This is a genomic window from Ideonella sp. BN130291 (assembly GCF_036231905.1).
Lineage (GTDB): Bacteria > Pseudomonadota > Gammaproteobacteria > Burkholderiales > Burkholderiaceae_C > CAMLIZ01.
The window spans coordinates 198,293-221,054 of record NZ_JAZARE010000009.1; the positions used below are offsets into that span (position 1 = coordinate 198,293).

At 70.3% G+C, this 22,762-nt stretch carries 15 protein-coding genes; 9 read left to right on the forward strand and 6 right to left on the reverse strand.

Annotated features, from left to right (window positions below):
• The first annotated feature begins 2 nt into the window (after window positions 1–2).
• Both VPH43_RS19945 and VPH43_RS19950 read left to right on the forward strand, forming a co-directional pair.
• A complete protein-coding gene (locus tag VPH43_RS19945) occupies window positions 3–1,124 on the forward strand; it encodes an ATP-binding protein (protein ID WP_442909318.1) in 1,122 nt (373 codons plus the stop codon).
• 29 nt (window positions 1,125–1,153) lie between these two features.
• Window positions 1,154–3,679: a DUF5682 family protein gene (locus VPH43_RS19950; RefSeq protein WP_328579500.1), complete on the forward strand. Its 2,526-nt coding sequence runs from the start codon at window positions 1,154–1,156 to the stop codon at window positions 3,677–3,679.
• Window positions 3,680–3,789: 110 nt separating this feature from the next.
• Here VPH43_RS19950 and VPH43_RS19955 read toward each other — a convergent pair whose 3' ends face one another.
• The 4 genes from VPH43_RS19955 to glnE all read right to left on the reverse strand — a co-directional run bounded on the left by VPH43_RS19955 (window position 3,790) and on the right by glnE (window position 8,728).
• Window positions 3,790–4,443, reverse strand: a complete 654-nt coding sequence (locus tag VPH43_RS19955; protein ID WP_328579501.1) for a glutathione S-transferase family protein — start codon at window positions 4,441–4,443, stop codon at window positions 3,790–3,792.
• A 72-nt stretch (window positions 4,444–4,515) separates the two neighbouring features.
• Window positions 4,516–5,409, reverse strand: coding sequence for a DMT family transporter (locus VPH43_RS19960; protein WP_328579502.1), 894 nt, complete (start codon window positions 5,407–5,409; stop codon window positions 4,516–4,518).
• Window positions 5,406–5,993: a rhombosortase gene (rrtA, locus tag VPH43_RS19965; protein ID WP_328579503.1), complete on the reverse strand. Its 588-nt coding sequence runs from the start codon at window positions 5,991–5,993 to the stop codon at window positions 5,406–5,408. Before rrtA ends, VPH43_RS19960 begins: the two co-directional genes overlap by 4 nt.
• Window positions 5,990–8,728 (reverse strand): bifunctional [glutamate--ammonia ligase]-adenylyl-L-tyrosine phosphorylase/[glutamate--ammonia-ligase] adenylyltransferase, encoded by a 2,739-nt coding sequence (gene glnE / locus VPH43_RS19970; protein WP_328579504.1) that lies wholly within the window; start codon window positions 8,726–8,728, stop codon window positions 5,990–5,992. Before glnE ends, rrtA begins: the two co-directional genes overlap by 4 nt.
• Before the next feature lie 146 nt (window positions 8,729–8,874).
• Here glnE and VPH43_RS19975 point away from each other — a divergent pair, with 146 nt between their 5' ends.
• Complete coding sequence (locus VPH43_RS19975) at window positions 8,875–13,014, forward strand: YhdP family protein (protein WP_328579505.1); 4,140 nt, start codon at window positions 8,875–8,877, stop codon at window positions 13,012–13,014.
• A 31-nt stretch (window positions 13,015–13,045) separates the two neighbouring features.
• Complete coding sequence (locus tag VPH43_RS19980) at window positions 13,046–13,861, forward strand: carbon-nitrogen hydrolase family protein (protein WP_328579506.1); 816 nt, start codon at window positions 13,046–13,048, stop codon at window positions 13,859–13,861.
• Between the two features lie 6 nt (window positions 13,862–13,867).
• Here the strand turns inward: VPH43_RS19980 and VPH43_RS19985 are convergent, their stop codons facing one another.
• Window positions 13,868–15,058: an FAD-dependent monooxygenase gene (locus VPH43_RS19985; protein ID WP_328579507.1), complete on the reverse strand. Its 1,191-nt coding sequence runs from the start codon at window positions 15,056–15,058 to the stop codon at window positions 13,868–13,870.
• A 92-nt stretch (window positions 15,059–15,150) separates the two neighbouring features.
• Here VPH43_RS19985 and VPH43_RS19990 point away from each other — a divergent pair, with 92 nt between their 5' ends.
• The 5 genes from VPH43_RS19990 (at window position 15,151) to VPH43_RS20010 (ending at window position 21,288) form a co-directional block, all read left to right on the forward strand.
• Window positions 15,151–16,179 carry an SPFH domain-containing protein gene (locus VPH43_RS19990; RefSeq protein ID WP_328579508.1) on the forward strand — a complete coding sequence of 343 codons (1,029 nt, stop codon included), beginning with the start codon at window positions 15,151–15,153 and terminating at the stop codon, window positions 16,177–16,179.
• Window positions 16,180–16,185: 6 nt separating this feature from the next.
• Window positions 16,186–17,781, forward strand: a complete 1,596-nt coding sequence (locus VPH43_RS19995) for a DUF4178 domain-containing protein (protein ID WP_328579509.1) — start codon at window positions 16,186–16,188, stop codon at window positions 17,779–17,781.
• Window positions 17,782–17,815: 34 nt separating this feature from the next.
• Complete coding sequence (locus VPH43_RS20000; RefSeq protein ID WP_328579589.1) at window positions 17,816–18,037, forward strand: DUF350 domain-containing protein; 222 nt, start codon at window positions 17,816–17,818, stop codon at window positions 18,035–18,037.
• An 84-nt stretch (window positions 18,038–18,121) separates the two neighbouring features.
• Window positions 18,122–19,693, forward strand: a complete 1,572-nt coding sequence (locus VPH43_RS20005; protein WP_328579510.1) for a polyamine aminopropyltransferase — start codon at window positions 18,122–18,124, stop codon at window positions 19,691–19,693.
• Entirely contained in the window at window positions 19,690–21,288 is a 1,599-nt protein-coding gene (locus tag VPH43_RS20010) for an FAD-dependent oxidoreductase (protein ID WP_328579511.1), read from the forward strand. Before VPH43_RS20005 ends, VPH43_RS20010 begins: the two co-directional genes overlap by 4 nt.
• Here VPH43_RS20010 and VPH43_RS20015 read toward each other — a convergent pair whose 3' ends face one another.
• Window positions 21,289–22,725: a sensor domain-containing diguanylate cyclase gene (locus tag VPH43_RS20015; RefSeq protein WP_328579590.1), complete on the reverse strand. Its 1,437-nt coding sequence runs from the start codon at window positions 22,723–22,725 to the stop codon at window positions 21,289–21,291.
• Between the last annotated feature and the right edge of the window lie 37 nt (window positions 22,726–22,762).

Genomic DNA, 22,762 nt, shown 5'->3' on the forward strand with positions numbered 1-22,762 from the left:
CGATGAACGGAGTGCCGACGAACTCGCGCGACCAGGCCGTGCGCCTGCCGGCCGAGCAGCGCTATGCTGCCGAGCTGGCCCGCCTTGCCGCGGCCGACAAGGACGCGAAGCCCCCGGGCTGGCAGCTGTCGCCGCGCGCGGTGCGCAGCTTCATCCTGGGCGACGACAAGCTGCAGGTGTCACGAAAGTTCTACGGCGACGACCCGCTGGTGGACCGCGCCATCGTCACTCTGATGGGCCACCAGGGCCTCATGCTGGTGGGTGAACCGGGCACGGCCAAGTCCATGCTGTCCGAGCTCCTGGCGGCGGCGATCAGCGGCGATTCGGGCCTGACCGTGCAAGGTACTGCCGGCACGACCGAAGACCACCTGAAATACAGCTGGAACTACGCGCTGCTGCTGGCCGAAGGGCCGAGCCCGCGCGCGCTTGTTCCGTCGCCGGTCTACCAGGCCATGGCGACGGGGCGCATCGTGCGCTTCGAGGAGGTGACCCGCTGCCCGCCCGAGATCCAGGACGTGCTGATCTCGCTGATGAGCGAGAAGCAGCTGATGGTGCCGGAACTCAGCCGAGATGGCGGCGAAGGCGGACGGTTGCAGGCGCGGCGAGGCTTCAACATCATCGCCACGGCCAACCTGCGTGACCGCGGGGTGCACGAGATGTCGTCGGCGTTGAAGCGGCGCTTCAACTTCGAAACGGTGCGTCCCATCCGCGACCCCAAGTTCGAGGTCGAACTGGTGGTCAGGCAGTTGCAGCAGGAACTCGCCGGCGATGAAGCGCCTGTGGATGTGCCGCGGGATGTCGTCGCCCTGCTCGTGACAACCTTCCAGGAGCTGCGCGCCGGCCAGACCCAGGATGGCGCGGCGATCAAGGGGCTGGACGCGGTGATGTCCACCGCGGAAGCCGTCAACGTGGCCTATGCCGCGGCGCTGCAGGCACGCCACTTCAACGGCGGCCGCCTCACAGTGCGCGAGATCGCCGGCCAGTTGCAGGGCGTGATGCTCAAGGATGGCCAGGACGACGCGCGCCGCGTGCGCCATTACTTCGACACCGTGGTGCGCGAGCGCGGCAAGCGTGACGCGCTTTGGAAGGCGTTTCACGACTCGGCGCGCGGTTTGTGGGAATAGAAGCGGACCCCGGGGGGCTTGAGGAGCGGTTGCTGCAGGCGAGGTCGCGCCTGTTCGACAGCGGGCAGGACGTGTACTTCGCGCCCGTGCGCCATCACAGCCCGGCGTGTGCGCTTGCGCTGCGCGAGATGCTGCGCGAGCTGCGCCCGGCAGCCGTGCTGATCGAAGGGCCGGACGACCTCGACCACCTGTTGCCGCTCCTGCAGCATGCCGACACGCGCGCCCCAGTGGCCTTGCTGTGTCAGTCCAAGCACCAGGCTGCCCGCGGGCCGGACGAAGACGCTGACACGAAATCCCTGCCGGAGATTCGCTCGGCGTTCTATCCGTTCTGCGACTACAGCCCCGAGTGGGTCGCCGCTCGCGACGGCGCAGCGATCGGCGCTCAAGTGGCCTTCATCGACCTGCCATGGCGCGACAAGGCCTGGAACGCCGGTCGCGACGCGGAGACCGAGGGTCCGGCCGAAGCTGTGCGCAGCCTGATGGAGGAGCGCCATTTCGCGCACAGCCGCTACCTCGGCGCCATGGCGTCGCGCCTCGGCTGCGTCGACCACCACGAGCTTTGGGACCGGCTCTTTGAACTGCGCGGGGCGCAGGCTCGCCACGACTGGCGCAGCTTCTTCGGCGACGTGTTCGGCTGGTGCGCCGCAGCCCGTTTCGACTACGAGCCAGAGGTGCTGGAGGTCGAGGGCAGCCTCGCGCGCGAGCGCCACATGGCGGCGCATTTGCGGCGCTGGCGTGAACGCGTGGAGGGGCCGCTGGTCGTGGTGACGGGGGGGTTCCACACGCCAGAGTTGCTGGACACTTGGCAGACCGCCGAGGCGACACCCGTCGCGGCAAAGCCCTCCACGGAAGACGGCGCCTGGCTGATCCGTTACAGCTTCGACCGGCTGGACGCCTTAAACGGCTATGCGTCGGGGATGCCGTCGCCGGGCTACTACCAGCGCGTCTGGGAACGGCTTACTGGAGCGGAGCCTGACCCGTTCACGGCGGTGGCGCTCGAGGCACTGTCAGCTTTCGCGGGGCGGCTGCGTGAGGAAGACCGCGGCGACGCAGCCTCCACCGCGCTGGTCCAGGCAGCCGCCCTGCAGGTCGTCCGTCTGGCGGCGCTGCGCGGCAATATCGAGCCAGGGCGCCAGGACCTGCTGGATGCCATCCGCTCCTGCTTCATCAAGACCGCCATCGACGAAGGCACGCGAGGCTTCACAGCCGACCTGCGGCGCTTCCTGAGTGGGGCGCGGATCGGCGATGTGCCGCCGTCGGCGGGCTCGCCGCCGCTGGTCGAGGACGCGCGCCGCCACGCCCGCGCCGCTGGCGTGCGCATGGACGACAGCACGCCGCGCAGTGCCCAGCTGGACCTGTACCGCAAGCCCTCGCACCGTGAGCGCAGCCGTTTCTTCCATGCCATGTCCTATCTCGACGTCGGCGTCGCTGCCTGGGTGTCCGGCCCGGACTTCATTGGCGGCGCGCGCCTGCATCTGTTGTTCGAGGAATGGCGCGTGGCGTGGTCGCCGCTGGTCGAAGCCAAGCTGATCGAGCTGGCGACCGAAGGCGCCAGCATCGAGGCGGTGTGCCTGGCCAAGCTGCAGCGGGAGGAACGCGCGCTGGCTGAACAAGGCCGCGCCCGCAGCGCCAAGGCCGCCGTGATGCTGCTGCAGCGCGCCTGCCTGATCGGCCTGCACCAGCGTCTGCCGCAACTGCTCCAGATGCTCGCCGCGCACCTGGACGAGGATGCCAACCTCGCCTCGGTGGTGGACTGCGGCCATCGGTTGGTGACGCTGTGGCGGGCGCGCGAACCCTTGGGCCTGCAACAACATCCGCAAGTGCGCGCGCTGCTGGAGCGTGTATGGCCTGCAGCGCTGTTTCTGCTTCCCGACATGGCGAGCTGCGATGCAGCCGCAGAGGCCGAAGCCGTGGCGCAACTGCTGTTGCTGCGCGAACTCGGCCACATGCTGGAGAAGTCGGATGCCGATGCTCCGGTCGTCGACCTGGAGCCGCTGCACGACCAGCTTGTGCGATTTGCCTCGCGGGTCGATGTGGCGCCTGGTGTCTGCGGTGCGTCAGCGGCGCTGCTCTTCCTGGCGGGGCGTTGGGGCGAGGCGGAACTGGCGGGAGTGGTGTCGCAGCGCTTCGGGCCAGGGGCTGATTCGGCCAGCTCGGTGCGCTTCCTCAACGGCCTGATGGCTGCGGCCCCTGAGCTCCTTTTACGCCTGCCCGTGCTGCTGGGCCACTTCGACCGCCTCGTGCGTGGCTGGGATGCCGACGCCTTCATCGCCCAGCTGCCGGACTTGCGCCACATGTTCACGCGCTTGAAGCCGCAGGAAACCGCCGATCTTGCGACCGAGGTCAGTCGGCTCCACGGCGCCTCGAGTGCTGCGTTTCAACTGGCCGGGATGAACTACGAGACCACTGAGCAGGATCTATTGGCGGGCGTTCGGCTGGAACGGTCCCTGGCGGCCGTGCTGGAGCGTGACGGGCTGAATCATTGGCTCTACTGCGCCGATAGTCGGGGCGCTGATGCCGATAGATCAAAATTGAGTGAAACGAAAACCCGATAGTTCCGACTTGAGTGAGACACGGGTTCGAAGTCTGCTGACCCGTCTAGCCCCAAGTGGTTGATGAGCGGCCGTTTTCAGGTTTGAGTTGGGCGCAAACCGACACAGGCCGCTCAGGGCTTCCTGGCGCTGGCTTCCGTGTCGGCCTTGCGGTCCGCCGCCACCTTCTGCGCGCTCGGCCGCTCGCCGATGAAGCGGGTGTAGGCCTTCCAGTCCACGCCCTGGGCCAGCAGCAGGTCGTCGCCCAGCACGATCTTGCTGGCCATGCCCACCAGCGGCAGGCTCACGTGGGCACTGCAATCGGCCTGGGTGAAGGTGTCGCCGGCCAGGTAGGGAGAGAACTTCGCCAGGCGCTTGAAGCCGGTGATGTTGCGCGTGAGCAGCTTGGCGATGCGGGCCTGGTTCGCTTCGCTCACCGTGCCGCCAAAAAACGCCTGCGGGTACAGCTCACGCGCCACCAGCTCCAGGTGCAGCTCCACAAAGGCGGTGAGCTCGCGCACCTTGGCCTGCGCCCACGGATCGGCGGGCAGCAGCCGTGGTTCAGGCTGAAGGGCCTCCAGGTAGTCCACGATCGCCTGGCTTTCGCACAGCGTGCCGTGCTCGGTGCGGATGAACGGGATCTTGCCCAGCGGCGATGCCGAGAGCACGGCCTCGTCGGTGCGGCCGGTGCCCACCCGCTCCTCGGTGAACGGAATGCCCTTTTCCAGCAGCACCAGCTTGACCTTGTTGTAGTAGTTGGACAGCGAAAAGCCGCACAGGGTGATCATGGTTCTCTCCGGACAGGGGACACCGCAGTCTATGCGGGCCGGCTTGTTTGGCTGCCACCCATGCGACACACGCTAGCGGCGATTCACCATCGCAATGCCCAGCGCCACCGCAGCCAGCGCCACCACCAGCCGGGTGGTCACGGGCTCGCCCAGCAGCAGCACCCCCGCCAGCAGGCCGAAGATCGGCGTGAGCAGCGTGAAGGCGGCCAGGCGGGTGGCGGCGTAGTGGCGCACCAGCCGGAACCACACCAGGTAGCTGGCGAAGGTGATCACCACGGTCTGGAAGCCGAAGGCGGCCCAGGCGGTGCCGCTGAGGCTGGCGGGCCAGTGTTCGCCGCTGGCCGCCCCGGCCAGCGACAGCAGCACGCCCGAAATGGCCAACTGGTACAGCAGCGTCTTCTCGGCCGGCGCGCTGCTCAGGCGCGTGGCGCGGATCACCAGCGTGGTGGCGGCCCACAGCACCGCGGCCAGCACGCCGAGCGCGTCGCCCAGCCACTGGCGCGGGCCGGCCGCGGGTTGGGTGAACCCTTCGGCAAAGGCCCACGCCACGCCGGCAAAGGCGGCCAGCAGCCCGGCCCACTGGCCCCCGCGCAGCCGCTCGGCCCGCGCGATGAAGTGCATGCCCAAGGCCACCACGAAAGGTGAGAGGTAGATGAACACCACCATGCGCGAGGCGGTGGTGAACTGCAGCCCGATGAAGATGCAGGCGAACTCGGCCGCGAACAGGCAGCCGGCCCACCAGCCGCCCACGCCGCTGCCATCACGGCTGAACAGCGGTATGCCGCGCAGCCGTGCCCACACCGCCACCAGCCCACCCGCGACCAGCGAGCGCATGCCGGCTTGCAGCAGCGGCGGTATCTCCGCCAACGCGACCTTGGCGGCCACCTGGTTCAGGCCCCAGAGCAGGCAGCACAGCAGCAGGGAGCTGACAGCGACAGCGTCGAGATGGTGTTTGCGCTCGTTCATGGGTCGATTGGAACCGAGGCCGGGCGCCGGTCCAGCAGCAGGGCGCACACCAGGCCTGCCAGCGCGCCGGTGGCATGCGACAGCGGCGCGATCGCGATGTCCCAGTCGGCCGGATGGCGCAGCACCGGGCCCCAGGGTGCTTCCAGCAGCACCTTGAGGGCGGCGCCCAGCAGCAGCGCCACCCCGATGGCCCGGCAGCGGCCGCGCTGGTGGCGCAGCAGGTGCCAGCCAGCCACCACCACGCCGGCATGCAGCACACCGGACAGGCCGCCGTAGAGCGCGAGCTCTGGCCGCGCCAGCAACGCCAGGTGGGTCAACGGCCAGGCGAGGCACCAGGCCGCCGCCGCACGTGGGGGTAGGGAGCCGACCACGCCCAAGGCCGCCACGAGCGCCAGGCCGGCCAGGTTGGCCAGCGCATGCCAGCGGCTGAAGTGCACGAAGGCGGCGCTCCACCAGCGCCAGGGCTGGGCGACGGCCAGCTCGGGCTGCCAGGCCAGCGCAGCCGGCGGGGCGCCCCAGGCGGCCAGCGTGCCGGTGACCAGCACCAGCGCCAGCGCCAGCCAGGCGCCGCCGCGGCCGCTCAACCGAAGACGGCCCGCCACAGCGCCAGCACGGCGTCGCGCTGGGTGGCCAGGGTGTCGGGCGGGAACTGAGTCGGCTGTTCGTCCAGGCGGGCGCGGTGCTGGGCACGGCGCAGTTCGCGGTAGGCATCGGCTGCCGCCTGGCCCACGCCGGCCGGCAGCAGGCCCGCGTGTTCGGCGCGCAGCAGCAGGGCGATGTTGCCGGCGTTGTCCTGCAGCTGGGCATGCGCGGCCGAATGCGACAGCACCAGCAGCTGCACCGCGAACTCGGCGTCCATCATGCCGCCCGGGCTGTGCTTCACGTCGAACAGCGCACTCGGCACCCGATGCGAGCCGCGCACCTTGTCGCGCATGGCGCGCACCTCGTCGCGCAGCGCGGCGGGATCGCGCGGTGCACACAGCACGGCCCGGCGCACACGCTCGAAGCGTTCGGCCAGGCTGCTCATGCCGGCGCAGAAGCGCGCCCGTGTGATGGCCTGGTGCTCCCAGGTCCAGGCCGTGTTGCTGCCCCGGCCGACCTGGTACTTCTCGAAGGAGGCCAGCGAGGTCACCAGCAGGCCGGAGTTGCCGTTGGGCCGCAGGGCGGTGTCGATGTCGAACAGCTCGCCGGCCGCGGTGCGCAGGGTGAGCCAGGGAATCAGCTTGCGCACGAAGGCGCCATACACCTCGGGCGCGCGCTCGTCCTCGTCGTCGTAGAGGAACACCACGTCCAGGTCGCTGCCGTAGCCCAGCTCCTTGCCGCCCAGCTTGCCGTAGGCGATGACGGCAAAACACGGTTCCTCGCGGTGGCGCGTCTTCAGGCGCTGCCAGCACCAGCGCAGTGTGCAGTCCAGCACCGCGTCCGCCAGGGCGGACAGGTCGTCGGCCGCCTGCTCCACCGTGATGTGGCCTTCCACGTCGCGCACCAGGGTGCGGAACACCTCCGCATGGTGGGCGCGGCGCAAGGTGTCCAGCAGGGCTTCTTCGTCGGCCTCGCCGGCGCGCTGCCAGGCCGCGTGGCGGGCTTCCAGGTCGGTGATGAAACTCTCGCGCTCGAAGCGGCTGTGCACCAGGCGCTCGTCGGCCAGCTCGTCGATCACGCCGGGGTGCAGCATCAGGTAGCGCACCGGCCAGCGCGCCAGCCCCAACAGGCGCAGCAGGCGGGTCAGCACCTCGTTGCGCTCGGCCAGCAGCGCCAGGTAGCTCTCGCGCCGCAGCAGCGGCTCCACCCAGTCGATGAATCGCAGGGCTGCGTCCATCGTGCAGCATCCCGCCGACACGTTCTCGGCCACACGTTTCATCAGCTTGGCCAGGCGCAGCTTGCTCTCGTCGCGCAGGTTCTGGATGCGCGGCTGCTGGGCCCAGGCGCGCACCCGGGTGCCCAGTTCGGGCGGCAGGCGCTCGATGAAGGTTTCGCTGTCGATCGGCAGCGGCGGGCCGCCGCAGGTGCGGCAGCCGCTCTTGCCACCGCCCGGCGTGGGCGCCTGGCCGTCGTGCAGCAGGGCGTCGAACTCGGTGGCCACGAACTCGCGGATGTCGCACAGCCGGTCCAGCAGCTCGCAGGCGTCGGCATTGCAGGCCAGGTGCAGGCTCCGTGCGATCCAGCCGAGGTCGGCGTCGGCGGTGGGCAGCAGGTGGGTCTGCTGGTCGTCCAGGTACTGGATGCGGTGCTCCACCTGGCGCAGGAAGCTGTAGGCCGCCGCCAGCCGCTCGGCGGTGCCCGCCTTCATCAGCCCGTGGTCGGTAAGGCGCTGCAGGCCCTTGAGCGTGGACCGGGTGCGGATCTCGGGGAACTGCCCGCCGCGCACCACCAGCAGCAGCTGCACGATGAATTCGATCTCGCGGATGCCGCCGCGCGACAGCTTCACGTCGTTGGCGCGCTCCGGCCGCCCGGCGGCGCGGCGCTGGGCTTCCTCGCGGATCTTGCGGTGCAGCTGGCGCAGGCCCTCGAACACGCCGTAGTCCAGGTACTTGCGATAGACGAAGGGCGTGACCAGCGAGCGCAGCGCCAGGGCGCGTCCGCTGTCGACCGCGCTGCGCGGCGCCACCACCCGGCTCTTGAGCCAGGCAAAACGTTCCCATTCGCGGCCCTGGACCTGGAAGTACTCCTCCAGCATGGGCAAGCTCACCACCGGTGGGCCGGAGTTGCCGTTGGGCCGCAGGGCCAGGTCCACCCGGAACACGAAACCATCGTCGGTGGTGTCGCCGATCAGCGCATACAGCCTGCGCGCCACCTTGGTGAAGTACTCGTGGGCACTGATCACCTCCGGCCCGGTGGTCTGCCCGTCTTCCTCGTAGACGTAGATGAGGTCGATGTCGGAGGACACGTTGAGCTCGCGCGCGCCCAGCTTGCCCATGCCGACGATCCAGAAGTCGATGCGTTCGCCGGCCGGTGTCAGCGGGGTGCCATGGCGTTCGTCCTCCTCGGCGCGGGCGGCGGCCAGGGCGCGCTCCAGCGTCACTTCGGCCAGCGTGGTCATGGTGGCCGTCACGTCGTCCAGGGTGGCGGCCTGCTCCAGGTCCAGCACGGCGATGCGCTCGAGCACCACCTGGCGCGCCACCCGCAGCGCCGAGGGCAGGGCGCGGCCATCGGCTTGCAGGCGGTCGATGAGGGCGTTGATCGCGGCGGCGTCGGGCCGGCCGGACGGCAGCAGCGCCAGTTCAGCGGCAAAACGCCGGCGGATGCGCTGCACGAAGCGGCTGTGCTCGGCCAGGGCGTCGGCCGTGGAAAAAGGCAGTGCGTTGCTGATGGAACCCATGGTCTCGGGTTGGGTCACTTGCTGGATAATTCCGCTCACCGTGTCATGCCCATCGCTCGCACCGCGGAAAAACCGCTTCGGTGCCCAGCTCCTGCTGCGCGATGGCCGGCTGCTGACGATGTTTCGGCCGGTGTCCCAACATCCTGATGCCTCCATCCTTGCCTGACACGGCCCCTCTTCCCTCAGAGCGCTTCGAGCCGCGGCATAAGTCACGCCGCTGGCTCGGCTGGCGTGCAGTGGCGCGTTTCGGGCTGGCCCTGGTGCTGGCCGCCTGGAGCTTATTGCTGCTCGCGTGGCTGACACTGCACTGGGGGATTTTGCCGCACGTCAACGAATGGCGGCCCCAGGTGGAAGCCCGCGCCAGCGCGGCCTTGGGCGTGCCGGTGCGCATCGGCCGCATCGAGGTGCAGTCCCAGGGCTGGGTGCCGGCCCTGCGCCTGCAGGACGTGACCCTGCTCGATCCCCAGGGCCGCGAGGCGCTGCGCCTGCCGCGTGTGGCGGCCGCGGTGTCGGCCCGTTCGCTGTTCACCCTGAGCCTGCGCTTCGAGCAGCTGCTGATCGAAGGCGCCCGCCTGGAAGTGCGGCGCGACGCACAGGGGCGCCTGTTCGTCGCGGGCCTGCAGGTCAAGGGCGGGGCCGGCGACGGCGGCGATGTGGCGGCGGACTGGTTCTTCGAGCAGCATGAGTTCGTCATCCGCCACGGCAGCCTGCGCTGGGTGGACGAGCAGGCGGGTGCCGGTGCGTTGGAGCTGGCCGACGTGGACCTGGTGGTACGCAACGGGCTGAAGCACCATGCGATGCGCTTGGACGCCACGCCGCCGGCCGAGTGGGGCAGCCGGTTTTCGCTGCGCGGCCGTTTCACCCAGCCGCTGCTGGCACGCCATGGCGACTGGTCGCGTTGGAGCGGCACGCTGCATGCGCAGCTGCCGCAGGCCGACGTGCGCCAGCTGCGCCGCCATGTGGCGCTGCCCTTCGAGTTGACCGAAGGCGAGGGTGCGCTGCGGGCCTGGATCGACGTGGAACGCGGCCAGGCGCAGGCCGCCACCGTGGACCTGGCGCTCAATGCGGTGAACCTGCGCCTGCGGCGCGACCTGCAGCCGCTGGAGCTGGACCGCGTGCACGGCCGCATCAGCGCGCGCCGCGACAAGACCGGCGTGCAGCTGGCGGCCGACAACCTGAGCTTCGTCACCGCCGCAGGCCAGGCGTGGCCGCGCGGCAACATGAAGCTCGCCTGGCTGCAGCGCCAGGACGCGCCGGACCAGCCGGTCACCGGCGGCGTGTTCACGGCGGACCAGCTCGATCTCAACCTGATGGCGGAGGTGGCCGAGCGCCTGCCGCTGGGGACGGCGGTGCACAAGCTCATCGACCCGCTGGCCGCGCGCGGCCAGGTGCACGGCCTGTCGGCACGCTGGGACGGGCCGCTGGACGCCCCCGCGCACTACCAGGTGAAGGCGCGCCTGGCGGGCCTGTCCATCGCCGCGCTGCCGGCGGCCGACCCGCATGCGGCCGGCCGGCCGGGCTGGCGCAACGCCAATGTCGAACTGCGCGCCACCGAGTCGGGTGGCGACGCCACCATCAGCCTGATCGACGGCGCCATGGTGTTTCCGGGTGTGTTCGAGCAGCAGGAGGTGCCGCTGGAGCGCTTCGATGCCCGCGTGAGCTGGCAACTCGACCGCCCCCGCAAGGCGCCGCCCGGCACGCCGCCGGCGCTGACCGTGGAGCTCAAGAACGTGCGCTTCGCCAACGCCGAGGCGGCCGGCGAGTTCGACGCCACCTGGCGCACCGGCGCGGGCGCGGCCGACCGCTACCCGGGCGTGTTGCAGCTGAGCGGGCAGTTGAGCCGCGGCGCGGCCACCAGCGTGGCGCGCTACCTGCCGCTGGGCATACCCGCGTCCACCCGGCAGTACGTGGCCAGCGCGGTGCGCGGGGGCCGCATCGATGCGGCCAGCTTCCGCGTCAAGGGCAAGCTCCAGCAGTTTCCGTTTGCGAATGCGCGCGAAGGCGAGTTCCGCATCGCGGGCCATGTGTCGGACGTGGATTTCGCCTACGTGCCCGGCTCGGCAGGCACAGCACCGCCCTGGCCGGCGTTCAGCAAGGTCGCCGGCGAGCTGGTGTTCGACCGCGACTCGATGCAGATCCACCAGGCCCAGGCCAGCGTCGGCGGGTATGAGCTCAGCCGGGTGGAAGGCGGCATCCGCAGCCTGGGCCACAAGCCGGTGCTGGTGATCGAGGGCCAGGGACGCGGGGCGCTGGCCGATGCCCTGCGTTTCGTCAATGCCACGCCGATCGCCGACTGGACCGACCAGGCCTTGCGCACCGCCACGGGCAGCGGCATGAGCGAGCTGCGCCTGGCGCTGGCGCTGCCGCTGGAGGACATGGCGCGTTCCACCGTGAAGGGCACGCTCAGCCTGCTGGGCAATGACGTGCGCATGCGTGCGGACCTCCCGCTGCTGGCCGGCGCGCGCGGGCGCATCGCGTTCGGCCACAAGGGCTTCACCCTGCACAACGTGAGCGCGCGGGCGCTGGGCGGGGAGTTGGTGCTGGAGGGCGGCACCCAGGCGGATGGCGCGCTGCGCATCCAGGCGGACGGCACGGCCAGCGCCGACGGCTTGCGCCGCACGGCGGAGGTGCCCGTGCTCGCCCGCATGGCGGCCTCGTTCAGCGGCCAGACCGCCTACCGGCTCACCGTGAGCAGCCACACGGGCCGCACCGAGCTGAGCCTCAGCAGCCCGCTCACCGGCCTGGCGCTGGACCTGCCGGCGCCCCTGCGCAAGAGCGCTGAAGCGGCGTTGCCGCTGCGCATCCAGCTGCAGCCGGGGGCGGACAGCACACGGCCGCGCGACAGCCTGCGCATCGAGCTCGGCCAGGTGCTGCAGGCGAACTACCAGCGCGACCTGGCGCATGAGCAGCCCCAGGTCACCAGCGGCGCCGTCGGCGTGATGGAGCCGGCGCCCGCGCCGGTGGCCGGCGTGGCGGCCAACGTCAACCTCGGCAGCTTCGACGCCGATGCATGGCGCCAGCTGCTCGACCGCTGGACCGACGACGGCAGCCGGCCGCGCACCGGCACCGAGGCGCCCGCCGGCGACCCTGCGCCCTGGGCAGCCTACCTGCCCCGCCAGCTGGCGGTGCGGGCGCAGGAGCTGCGCCTGGGTGGGCGCCGCCTCACCCAGCTGGTGGGCCATGTGGCGGCGCTGCCAGGGGACGCCGGCTGGCGCGCGCAGCTGGTGGCCGAGCAGCTGGCTGGCACGCTGGACTACCGGCCCTCCGGCAATGCGGGCGCCGGGCGGGTGCATGCCCGGCTGACGCGGCTGACCCTGCCGCCATCCGAGGTGGCATCGGTGGAAAGCCTGCTCGACCAGGCGCCGGCCAGCGTGCCCGCGCTGGACATCGTGGTGGACGACTTCGAGCTCAATGGCAAGCGCCTGGGCAAGCTGGAGGTGGAGGCGGTGAACCGGGCCGAGGGCGGGGCGCGCGACTGGCGCCTGGCCAAGCTCAACCTCGGCACGCCGGAGGCGCAGCTGCAGGCCAGCGGCCACTGGAGCCCCAGCGCCACGCCGGGCGGGCGCCGCGTGATGGTGCTCAATTTCAAGCTCGACGTGGCCGACAGCGGGGCGCTGCTGCAGCGCCTGGGCACACCGGGCGCGCTCAAGGGGGGCAAGGGCCAACTGCAGGGCCAGGTGTCATGGCAGGGCTCGCCGTTCACGCTGGACTACCGCAGCATGAATGGCCAGCTCAAGGTGGCGCTGGACCAGGGCCAGTTCCTCAAGGCCGGCGCGGGGGCGGCGCGGCTGCTGGGCGTGCTGAGCCTGCAGTCGCTGCCGCGCCGCCTGGTGCTGGACTTCCGCGACCTCTTCGAGGAAGGCTTCGCCTTCGACAACGTGAGCGGCGACGTGCGCATCCACGACGGCGTGGCCAGCAGCAACAACCTGCGCATGCGCGGCGTGCAGGCGGTGGTGCTGATGGAAGGCGAGGCCGACCTGCAGCGCGAGACCCAGGACCTGCGCGTGATCGTGGTGCCGGAGATCAACGCCGGCACCGCATCGCTCGCCTATGCGGCCATCAACCCGGTGGTCGGCCTGAGCACCTTCGTGGCCCAGCTCTTCCTGCGCAAGCCGCTGATGCAGGCGGGCACGCGCGAATTCCACGTCACCGGGCCGTGGGACGATCCGAAGGTGGTGCGGGTGGAGCGCAAGCTCACCGATCCGCTGCCGGACATGGACCCGGCGCCCGAAGCCAGGGTGCCCTCGCCGCAGGCGCGCAACGAGCCGACGGCCGTACCGGAGTAGTCTTGGCCCTTCAACCCACCGTGAGCCGCCCATGAAAGTCGCTGCCCTTCAGATGGTGTCCACGCCCGACGTGCAGCGCAACCTGGTGGCCGCCGACCGGCTCATCACCCAGGCGGCGGTGGCCGGTGCGCAGCTGGTGGTGCTGCCCGAATACTTCTGCTTCATGGGCGCGCAGGACCGCGACAAGCTCGGCATCGCCGAAGAGGCCGGCCGCGGGCCGATCCAGAGCTTCCTCAGCTCGCAGGCCCGCATGCACGGCCTGTGGGTGATCGGCGGCACGGTGCCCTTGCGCAGCGGCGATGAGCGCAAGCTGCGCAACAGCTGCTGCGTCTACGGGCCGGACGGGCAGCTGGCCGCACGCTACGACAAGCTGCACCTGTTCCGCTACCGCAACGACGCCGGCGAGGACTACGACGAAGGCCGTGTGCTACAGGCCGGCGACAAGCCGGTGGCGGCCACGGTGCGGGCCGCGGACGACGACTGGCGCATCGCACTCAGCATCTGCTACGACCTGCGTTTCCCCGAGCTCTACCGCGGGCTGATGACACCGCCTTGCGACCTGATCAGCATGCCGGCCGCCTTCACCTACACCACCGGCCGTGCGCACTGGGAGCTGCTGCTGCGCGCCCGCGCGGTGGAGAACCAGTGCTACGTGATCGCGGCGGCGCAGGGTGGGCAGCATGAAAACGGCCGCCGCACCTGGGGCCACAGCATGGTGGTCGATCCCTGGGGCGAGGTGCTCGCGGTGTGCGAGGAAGGCGAAGGTTTGGCGATCGCGGAGCTGAACAAGGCGCGCATCACCACCGTGCGGCAGCAGCTGCCGGCGCTGTCGCACCGCCGCTGCTGAGCGGGCTCAACGCCGGCCGAACATCATCTGGCGGGCGAGCAGGGACTTCACCGGCCCGGCGAGTTGCAAGGCGGTCAGGCCCAGCCCCCGCGCGGCGGCGAGCCCCGGCGCCTTCCAGGTGAAGCTGCGGGCGAGGAAGTCGGTGGCCGCGATCATGCTCCAGCGGTCCGGTGCACGGCGCCATTCCAGGCGCCTCAGCGTGGCCTCCAGCGTGTCGGCGGTCTGTATCGCATCCACCAGTTCATACGCATCGCGCAGGCCCAGGTTCAGGCCCTGGCCGGCCACCGGATGCAGCGTCTGCGCCGCGTTGCCGATGCGCACCGTGCGGCCGGACACCAGGGTGCGCTCCGCGTTCAACCCCAGAGGAAAGGCCTTCAGCGGTGTGATGCCCACCAGCCGGCCTGCAGCAGCGGGGAAGATGGTGTTCAGCACCGCCAGTCGCTGGGTATCGCTCAAATCGTGCACCGGATCGTCGTCGCTGGGCACGCACCACACCAGCGCCGCGCGCAGCAGGCCGTCGTCGGTGGGCTTCAGCGGCAGCAGGGCGGCCGGGCCGTGGCGGGTGAAGCGCTCGAAGGCCACGCCCGGCTGCGCGCCCGATAGCGTGACCTGGCCCACCCAGGCGGTCTGGCCGTAAGGTGAGGCGAGCGCCTTGCGCGCCTGCTCGGAGAACACACCGCCTTCGGCCACCACCGCCAGGTCGAAAGGCTCCGCAATGCCGGCGTCCACCTCCACGCCGCCAGCCAGCGGCTTCAGCCCTTGCACCGCGGTGCCGAAGCGTGAGCGCAGCCGCTGCGGGAAACGCTGCACTTCCGCTTCCCAGGCCTTCTGAAGGGGCGCCACCACCGCGCCATAGGTGAGCACCGCGCCCAGCATGGGTACCGCCTCGTCGATCGCGCGGATGCGCACCTGCGGCTCGCCCAGCGGCGTGGCCAGCGACGGCGGTGCCTGCGACACATGCACCTCGGCGATCGGCTGCGCGTGGCGGCCGTCCCAGGCATTCAGGCGCTTGAGCAGCTGCACGCTGCCCAGCGACAAGGCCAGGGTGCGCGGGTCGCCGGCCACGTCCTTGTCGGCCGGCCGGGCGTCGAACACGGTCACCTGCGCCTGCGGCAGGCTGCGCGCGGCGTGCAGGGCCAGGGCCAGCCCCACCGGGCCGGCGCCGACGACGGCGAGATTCAAACGTGCGAGTTTCATGCGGCCACCCTTTCCTGGGGATCGTGCGGTGCGTCCCCACGCGTATTATTCGCCGCACCCCGACAGCCGTCGGACACGAGGAGCACGCCGCCATGGGACTGATGGATTTCGTCAAGAAACAGTTCATCGACATCATCGAGTGGACCGAGGAGCGCGACGGCGTGCTCGCCTGGCGCTTCCCCGTCGCCGACCGCGAGATCCAGTACGGCGGCATGCTCACCGTGCGTGAATCGCAGATGGCGGTGTTCGTCAACGAAGGCCAGGTGGCTGACGTGTTCGGCCCTGGCCTGCACAAGCTCACCACGCAGACCTTGCCGGTGCTGACCTACCTGCGCAACTGGGACAAGCTGTTCCAGTCTCCTTTCAAAAGCGACGTGTACTTCTTCAGCACGCGCCAGCAGGTGGACCGGCGCTGGGGCACCACCCAGCCGGTGACCATCCGCGACAAGGATTTCGGCGCCGTGCGCCTGCGCGCCTTCGGCAACTACGCCTACCGCATCACCGACCCGAAGAAGTTCCACACCGAGATCTCCGGCACGCGCGACGTCTACACGGTGGAGGACCTGGACGGCCAGTTGCGCGGGCTGATGCTGCAGCACATCTCCGACGCGGTGGCCGGCAGCGGCATTCCCTTCCTCGACCTGGCGGCCAACCAGGTGGAATTCGCCAAGCAGCTGCGCGAGGCGAACGGGCCGGCCTTCGACGCGCTGGGCCTGAAGCTCGAAGGCGTGACGGTGCAGAACGTGTCCCTGCCCGAGGAGCTGCAGAAGATCCTCGACCAGAAGATCGGCATGGGCATGGTCGGTGGCGACATGGGCAAATTCATGCAGTACCAGACCGGCCAGGCGATTCCCGCGCTGGCCGCGGGCGTGGGCTCCGGCGGCAGCGGCATCGCCGGCGAGGCGGTGGGCCTGGGCGCCGGTGTGGCGCTGGGCCAGGTGATGGCGCAGCAGCTGGGCCAGGGCCTGCAGGGCGGCGCGCCGCAGGCCGGCGTGCAGGGTGTGAAGCCCGAGGACGTGATGGCGACGCTGGAGAAGCTGGGCGAGCTGAAGGCCAAGGGCATCCTCACCGACGAGGAGTTCGCGGCCAAGAAGGCCGAGCTGCTGAAGAAGCTCGTCTAAGCGGCCTTGGCCACCGATCCACCGTCACAGCGTGCCTATCGCGCGCTGTGTCCGAACTGCGGCGCGCCCGTTGACTTCCGCTCGGCCGCATCGGCCAGCGCGGTCTGCAGCTTCTGCCGCAGCACGCTGGTGCGCGACGGCGACGCGCTGCGCCGCATCGGCCAGAGCGCGGAGCTGTTCGACGACCACTCGCCGCTGCGCCTGGGCGCGGGCGGCCGCTACCAGGGCACGGCGTTCACGCTGGTGGGCCGCCTGCAGTACGGCTACGAAGGCGGCACCTGGAACGAATGGCATGCGCTGTTCGACAACGGACGCTCCGGCTGGCTGAGCGAGGACAACGGGCGCTACGTCTTTGCCTTCGACGCGCCGGCCGCGGGCGAGGTGCCGGCGGCCGACGAGCTGAGCGCGGGCGAGCGTCGGCTGGTCGATGGCCGGGCCTGGAACGTCGCGTCCGTCACCCGCGCCAAGCTGCTGGCCGCGGAAGGCGAACTGCCGCGCCCGCCGCAGCTGCAAGGCGAGTTCACCGTCGCCGACCTGCGCAACGAACGGGCGGAGGTCGGCACGCTGGACTACGCCGACCCGGCCGCGCCCCAGTGGTCCGTCGGCCGCTCGGTGGCCCTGAGCGAGCTGGCGATGAGCGGGCTGGCCGATGCGACCGAAAAGACGCTCAAGGCCCGCGGCGTGGAATGCCCCAGCTGCGGCAATGCGCTCGAAGCCAAGCTCGCGACCACGTATTCCATCGTCTGCCCGCAGTGCAAGGCGGTGGTGGACATCTCCAAGGGCGTGGGCGCCGACCTGGCGCACTACAAGCAGAACAACGTCGGTGACAGCGGCCTGGAGCCGCAGCTGCCGCTGGGCGCCATCGGCACGCTGAAGCTCGCCGATGACCGGGCGCTGCCCTGGCAGGTGGTGGGCTACATGGAACGCTGCGACGTTCCGGAAGACGCCGACGAGGAGCAGACTTTCTGGCGCGAATACCTGCTGTACCACCGCACGGCGGGATTCGCCTTCCTGGTGGAATCGGAAGACGGCTGGAGCTGGGTGGTGCCGCTCACCGGCGCGCCCACCGTGCGTGGCGACAAGGCCAGCTACCAGGGCGTGGACTACCGCAAGCGCTACAGCTACAGCGCCAAGACCACCTACGTGCTGGGCGAGTTCTACTGGCGCGTGGCGCGCGAGCAGCGCAGCTTCAACACCGACTACGACGGCGCCGGCGCCAACAAGCACAAGCGGCTGAACCGCGAGATGGTGGGCACCGAAGTCACCTGGTCCGCCGGCGAGACGCTGGACGCCGCCACCGTGGCCGCGGCCTTCCGCCTGCCCCCGGACAAGCGCGCGGCCATGCAGCGCGACGCCACGCCCGCCGGCGGCGGCATGAGCACACTGGTGAAGCTGGCGATCGTGGTGGCGGTCGTGCTCGTCCTGCTACTGCTGATCAGCCGCTGCAGCCAGGACGATTGCGACCAGGTGCGCGCCACCTTCGGAGAGGCGAGCAACGAATACCAGCAGTGCCGGCGCAGCAGCCACGGCAGCGGCGGCTTCTGGCGCACCACCGGCGGCTCGTTCGGCGGCTACAGCAGCGGTGGCGGTGGCCACAAGTGATCCCCACAACCTCAAGCAAGGAGTCCTCACCATGATGGGCATCGAATGGCTGAAGCCGGCGATCTTCTTCGGCTCGATCCTGTACGCACTGATCGGCGTGCTGGTGTTCTGGATCTGCTTTCTCATCGTCGACAAGCTGACGCCCTATGACCTGTGGGGCGAGATCATCGAGAAGAAGAACCTCGCGCTGGCGGTGGTGGTGGGCTCCATGTGCCTGGGCATCGCGATGATCGTGTCAGCAGCAATCCACGCCTGAACGGCGTGGATTGCTGCCTCGCCGCGTTGCGGCTGGCCGCTGACATGGGGCTCCCCCTGGCCCCCTCCGAAAGGGGGTTCCAGCATGAATGACGATCTTCGCGGCCTGCCGGCCGCGTCTCGCATTTCGTTGCCGGAGCTTGCGCTGCTGGCCTCGGTGTTTGTTATCGCCGCCTGCGGCCTCGTCTACGAGCTCGCGGCCGGTGCGCTCGCCAGCTACCTGCTGGGCGATTCGATCCTGCAGTTCTCCACCGTCATCGGCACCTACCTATTTGCCATGGGGCTGGGCTCCTGGCTCTCGCGATTCGTCGAGCGCCAGCTGATCGCGCAGTTCCTGCGCATCGAGCTGCTGGTGGGGCTGGTGGGCGGGCTGCTGCCGGCGGCGCTGTTCGTGGCGCACAGCTTGCTGCCGGCCAGTGCACTGCTGCCGTTCCGCGTGCTGCTGTATGCGCTGGTGCTGCTGGTGGGCGCGCTGGTCGGCCTGGAGATCCCGCTGGTGATGCGCATCCTCAAGCGCCACTTCCGCGAGCGTTATGCGCTCAAGGAGCTGGTGTCGCAGGTGCTCACCTTCGACTACCTGGGCGCGCTGGTGGTTGCGCTGGCGTTCCCGCTGCTGCTGGTGCCGCACCTGGGGCTGATCCGCACGGGGGTGTTCTTCGGCCTGATGAACGCGGTGGTGGCGGTGTGGGCGTTGTGGCTGTTCCGCGGCGAACTGCGGCGCTGGCGCAGCCATGCGCTGGCCTGCGCGGCGGTGATCGGTGTGCTGGCCGCCGCCATGGTGGGTGCCGACCCGCTCACCACCTGGTCGGAAGACCGCTTCTATGGCGACCGCGTGATCCTGCGCGAGACCAGCGCCTACCAGCGCGTGGTGGTCACCTCCGGGCCTGCGGGGGTGCGCCTCTTCCTCAACGGCAACCTGCAATTCCACTCGCGCGACGAATACCGGTACCACGAGGCCCTGGTGCACCCGGCGCTGGCCGCACAGGGCGCGCCGCGGCGCGTGCTGGTGCTGGGCGGCGGCGACGGCCTGGCGCTGCGCGAGATCCTCAAGTACCCCAGCGTGGAGCGGGTCACCCTGGTGGACCTGGACGCCGAGGTCACCCGCCTGTTCAGCGAGCAGCCCTTGCTGCGCAGCTTGAATGCCGACGCCCTGCGCTCGCCCAAGGTGACGGTGATCAACACCGACGCCTTCCAGTGGCTGCAGCAGACCGCCGAGGTGTTCGATGCCATCGTGATCGACTTCCCCGACCCGACCAACTTCTCGCTGGGCAAGCTCTACACCACCAGCTTCTACCAGCTGGTGGACCAGCACCTCGCGGCCGGCGGTTACGCGGTGGTGCAGACCACCTCGCCGCTGATGGCGCGCAAGAGTTTCTGGACCGTGGCCAGCACGCTGGAGGCGGTGGGTTTCAGCGTCACGCCGTACCACGCGCATGTGCCGAGCTTCGGCGAATGGGGCTTCATCCTCGCCAGCCGGCGGCCCTGGCATGTGCCCGCCGCTTTTCCAGCCGGCTTGCGTTTCCTCACGCTGCAGGGCCTGCCCGCGCTGCTGGACTTCCCGCCCGACATGGCGCGGGTGCCGGCTGAAGCCAACCGCCTGTCCAACCAGGTGCTGGTGCAGGAGTTCGAGCGCGAGTGGGGTCGGGTGCAGCAGTGAAACTCACGCGCCGGGCGGTGATGTTGGCCGCCGCCTCGCTCAGCGCTTGCGGCCAGGCCCAGCCCGCCGGCTGGACCGGCGGCTGGGTGGGCGCAGATGCCGCGCGCGGCCACCGCCTTCGCAGCCTGTCCAAGAGTGGGAACCTGCCTGCACCCGCGGTGCAACGCAAGGCCCATGTGCTGGTGCTGGGCGCCGGTATCGCGGGGCTGGCGGCGGCGCGGGCCTTGGCGCAACGCGGCATCGACGACGTGCACCTGCTGGAGCTGGAGGACGTGGCCGGTGGCAACAGCCGCGGCCATGTGCTGGCCGGCATGGCTTGCCCGCTGGGCGCGCACTACCTGCCCTTGCCCGGCCCGCACGCCCATGAGGTGGGCGAGCTGCTGCACGAGCTCGGCCTGCTGCGCATGGAGGCCGGGCGCGTGGTGCCCGACGAGATGCACCTGTGCCACAGCCCGCAGGAGCGCCTGTTCATCGACGGCGCCTGGGTGGACGGGCTGCTGCCGCCCGCGGAGCCCGGCTCCGGCACGCTGGCGCAGTACCGGCGCTTCGCCGCGCTGGTCGCGCAGGCGCAGCGCGAGCTCGGCTTCGCGATGCCCACGGAGCGCGCCGGTTGGACCGCTGGGCATGCTGCGCTGGACGCGCAGACCTTCGCCCAGTGGCTGGACGGGCAGGGCCTGCGCGATACGCGCCTGCGCTGGTACCTCGACTACTGCTGCCGCGACGACTATGGCGCCGGCAGCGCAGTCGTGTCGGCCTGGGCCGGCCTGCACTACTTCGCCAGCCGCCACGGCTTCCATGCGCCGGGCGACGAGGACGCCGAACGGGACCCGGTGTTCACCTGGCCGGAGGGCAACGCCTGGCTGGCGCGCCGGCTGGCCGCGCCGCTGGCCGGGCGGCTGCACACCGGCCGCACGGTGCTGCGCGTCAGCGAGGGCCGGCACGCGGTGCAGGTCTGGGCCCATGACGAAGCCCAGGGCCACATCGAAGCCTGGACCGCCCACCAGGTGGTGCTGGCCCTGCCGCTGTTCATCGCCGCTCGTGTGCTGAACGCGCCGCCGGCGGCGCTGATGCAGTCCGCGCAACAGCAGCCGCATGCCCCCTGGCTGGTGGCCAATCTGCACCTGGCCGAGCCGCTGCTGGACCGCCTGGGCGGTGCGCCGCCATCCTGGGACAACGTCTGCTACGCCGCGGACCCGCGCTCGCTCGGTTATGTGGATGCCATGCACCAGAGCACCCGGCCGCACCCTGGCCCCACCGTGCTCAGCGCCTACTGGGCCCTGCCGCAGGCCGAGCGCGGCGCGCTGCTGTCAGGCGACTGGCGCCTCTGGGCCGAGCGCGTAGTGGCCGACCTTGCCACCGCCCATCCCGACCTGCCGGGCAAGCTGCGGCACGCGGACCTGATGCGCTACGGCCACGCGATGAGCATCCCGGTGCCGGGTCTGCGCGGCAGCCCGGCCCTGGCCGCGCTGCGCGAGCCGATCGGCCGGCTGCACTTCGCCCATGCCGACCTGGCCGGCTACTCGGTGTTCGAGGAGGCGTTCAGCAGCGGCACCGCGGTGGGCCGGCGCATCGCGGCAGCGCAGCGGCTCGGCTAGCTACGCGTTGGTGGCGCGCCGGTCCTTGTCCTGTCTCACGTAGTACGCCCGCTTGTCGGCGTACATGCGTTCATCGGCGCGATGGACCACGCTTTCGAGCCGATCGCCTTCCTGCGCCGTGGCCACGCCGATCGACAGGCTCACCGGCGTGCCGCCGTGGAACTGGTTGTTCAGCGCCAGCAGCTCGTGCAACTGCTCCACCTGCTGCTCGGCCTGCCGGCTGTCCAGCCCGGGCAGCAGCAGGGCGAACTCGTCGCCGCCGATGCGGCTGGCGGTGGCGCGGCCACCCGGGTCCACCAGCTTGTTGAGCACCTCGCCAACCCGGCGCAGCAAGGCATCGCCGGCCTGGTGGCCGCCATCGTCGTTGGCCGCCTTCAGGCCGTTGAGGTCCATCATCACGATGCTCAGCGGCCACGGGCCCTTGCGCTCCAGGCGGTTCAGCTCCTCGGTGAAGAAGGCGCGGTTGCGCAGGCCGGTCAGCACGTCGTGCTTGCCCAGGTATTCGAGGTAGGCCTCGGCCTTCTTGCGCGCGGTGATGTCGGTGAGCGACACCAGCACCTGGTCCCAGCGCTGCTCATGCCCGGGCAGCACCGACAGCTGCAGGACCACGTGCAGCTTCTCGCCGTCGAGCGCGTAGTTCACCACCTCGCGTTGCTGGTGCAGCTTGCCGGCCCACAGCTCGGCCAGTTGCTCGGCGAAGTGAGGTCGCATGTCGTCGCGGAACACTTTGTCCAGGTTGCCCAGCAGCGTGTATTTGTCGGGCGCCCGGAACATCGCCAGCGTCTGCCGGTTGATGTCGATCACCCGGATCTCCTGCATGCAGCGGGTGACGAAATCGGGGTGCACGTCGAGGAACACGCGAAAGTCCTCGACGCCGCTGGCGCGCACCTCGCCCAGCAGGCGCTGGATGCTGCTGAAGTCTTCCAGCCACAGCGACACCGGCGAATGTTCGAACAGCCCCTTGGCATGCTGCTCGCTGGCGCGCAGCGCACGTTCGGCGCGGCTGCGGTCGGTGATGTCCTCCACCGCCAGCAGCACGCGGCTCCAGTCGTGTTCATGGCCGGGCAGCACGTTGGCCCGCAGCACGATGGCCAGGCGCTTGCCGAGCAGGCTGTAGTTGACCGTCTGGCTGCTGAAGTCGGTGTGGCCCTCCCACAGCTGAGCCAGCTCTTCCACATGCTGGTCGAACATGTCGTCGCGGAACACCTGCGCCAGGTTGGCCACCAGTTCGTCCTGCGAGCTGGCGCCGTAGAGCTCGAGCGTGCGCCGGTTCACCCGCAGCACCTGCAGGCAGCGCGAGCATTCGGCCACACGAGCCGGATCCTCCCGGAAATGGACACGCAGGTCGCGCACACCCTCCGCGCGCCAGCGCTCGAACAGGCGCTTCAAATCGCTGTAATCCTCCAGCCACAGGGACACCGGCGCGAGCTCGAACATGTCGGCGTAGAGATCGACCACAGGCGGCTCCTTGTTA

Excerpts from the sequence above, each read along its gene's own strand:
- VPH43_RS20000 (WP_328579589.1), top strand. The coding sequence starts at position 17,816 with ATGGGCATCGAATGGCTGAAGCCGGCGATCTTCTTCGGCTCGATCCTG.
- VPH43_RS20005 (WP_328579510.1), top strand. The coding sequence starts at position 18,122 with ATGAATGACGATCTTCGCGGCCTGCCGGCCGCGTCTCGCATTTCGTTG.
- VPH43_RS20015 (WP_328579590.1), bottom strand. The coding sequence starts at position 22,725 with ATGTTCGAGCTCGCGCCGGTGTCCCTGTGGCTGGAGGATTACAGCGAT.
- VPH43_RS19980 (WP_328579506.1), top strand. The coding sequence starts at position 13,046 with ATGAAAGTCGCTGCCCTTCAGATGGTGTCCACGCCCGACGTGCAGCGC.
- VPH43_RS19960 (WP_328579502.1), bottom strand. The coding sequence starts at position 5,409 with ATGAACGAGCGCAAACACCATCTCGACGCTGTCGCTGTCAGCTCCCTG.
- VPH43_RS19985 (WP_328579507.1), bottom strand. The coding sequence starts at position 15,058 with ATGAAACTCGCACGTTTGAATCTCGCCGTCGTCGGCGCCGGCCCGGTG.
- VPH43_RS19945 (WP_442909318.1), top strand. The coding sequence starts at position 3 with ATGAACGGAGTGCCGACGAACTCGCGCGACCAGGCCGTGCGCCTGCCG.
- VPH43_RS19955 (WP_328579501.1), bottom strand. The coding sequence starts at position 4,443 with ATGATCACCCTGTGCGGCTTTTCGCTGTCCAACTACTACAACAAGGTC.
- VPH43_RS19975 (WP_328579505.1), top strand. The coding sequence starts at position 8,875 with ATGCCTCCATCCTTGCCTGACACGGCCCCTCTTCCCTCAGAGCGCTTC.
- VPH43_RS19990 (WP_328579508.1), top strand. The coding sequence starts at position 15,151 with ATGGGACTGATGGATTTCGTCAAGAAACAGTTCATCGACATCATCGAG.
- glnE (WP_328579504.1), bottom strand. The coding sequence starts at position 8,728 with ATGGGTTCCATCAGCAACGCACTGCCTTTTTCCACGGCCGACGCCCTG.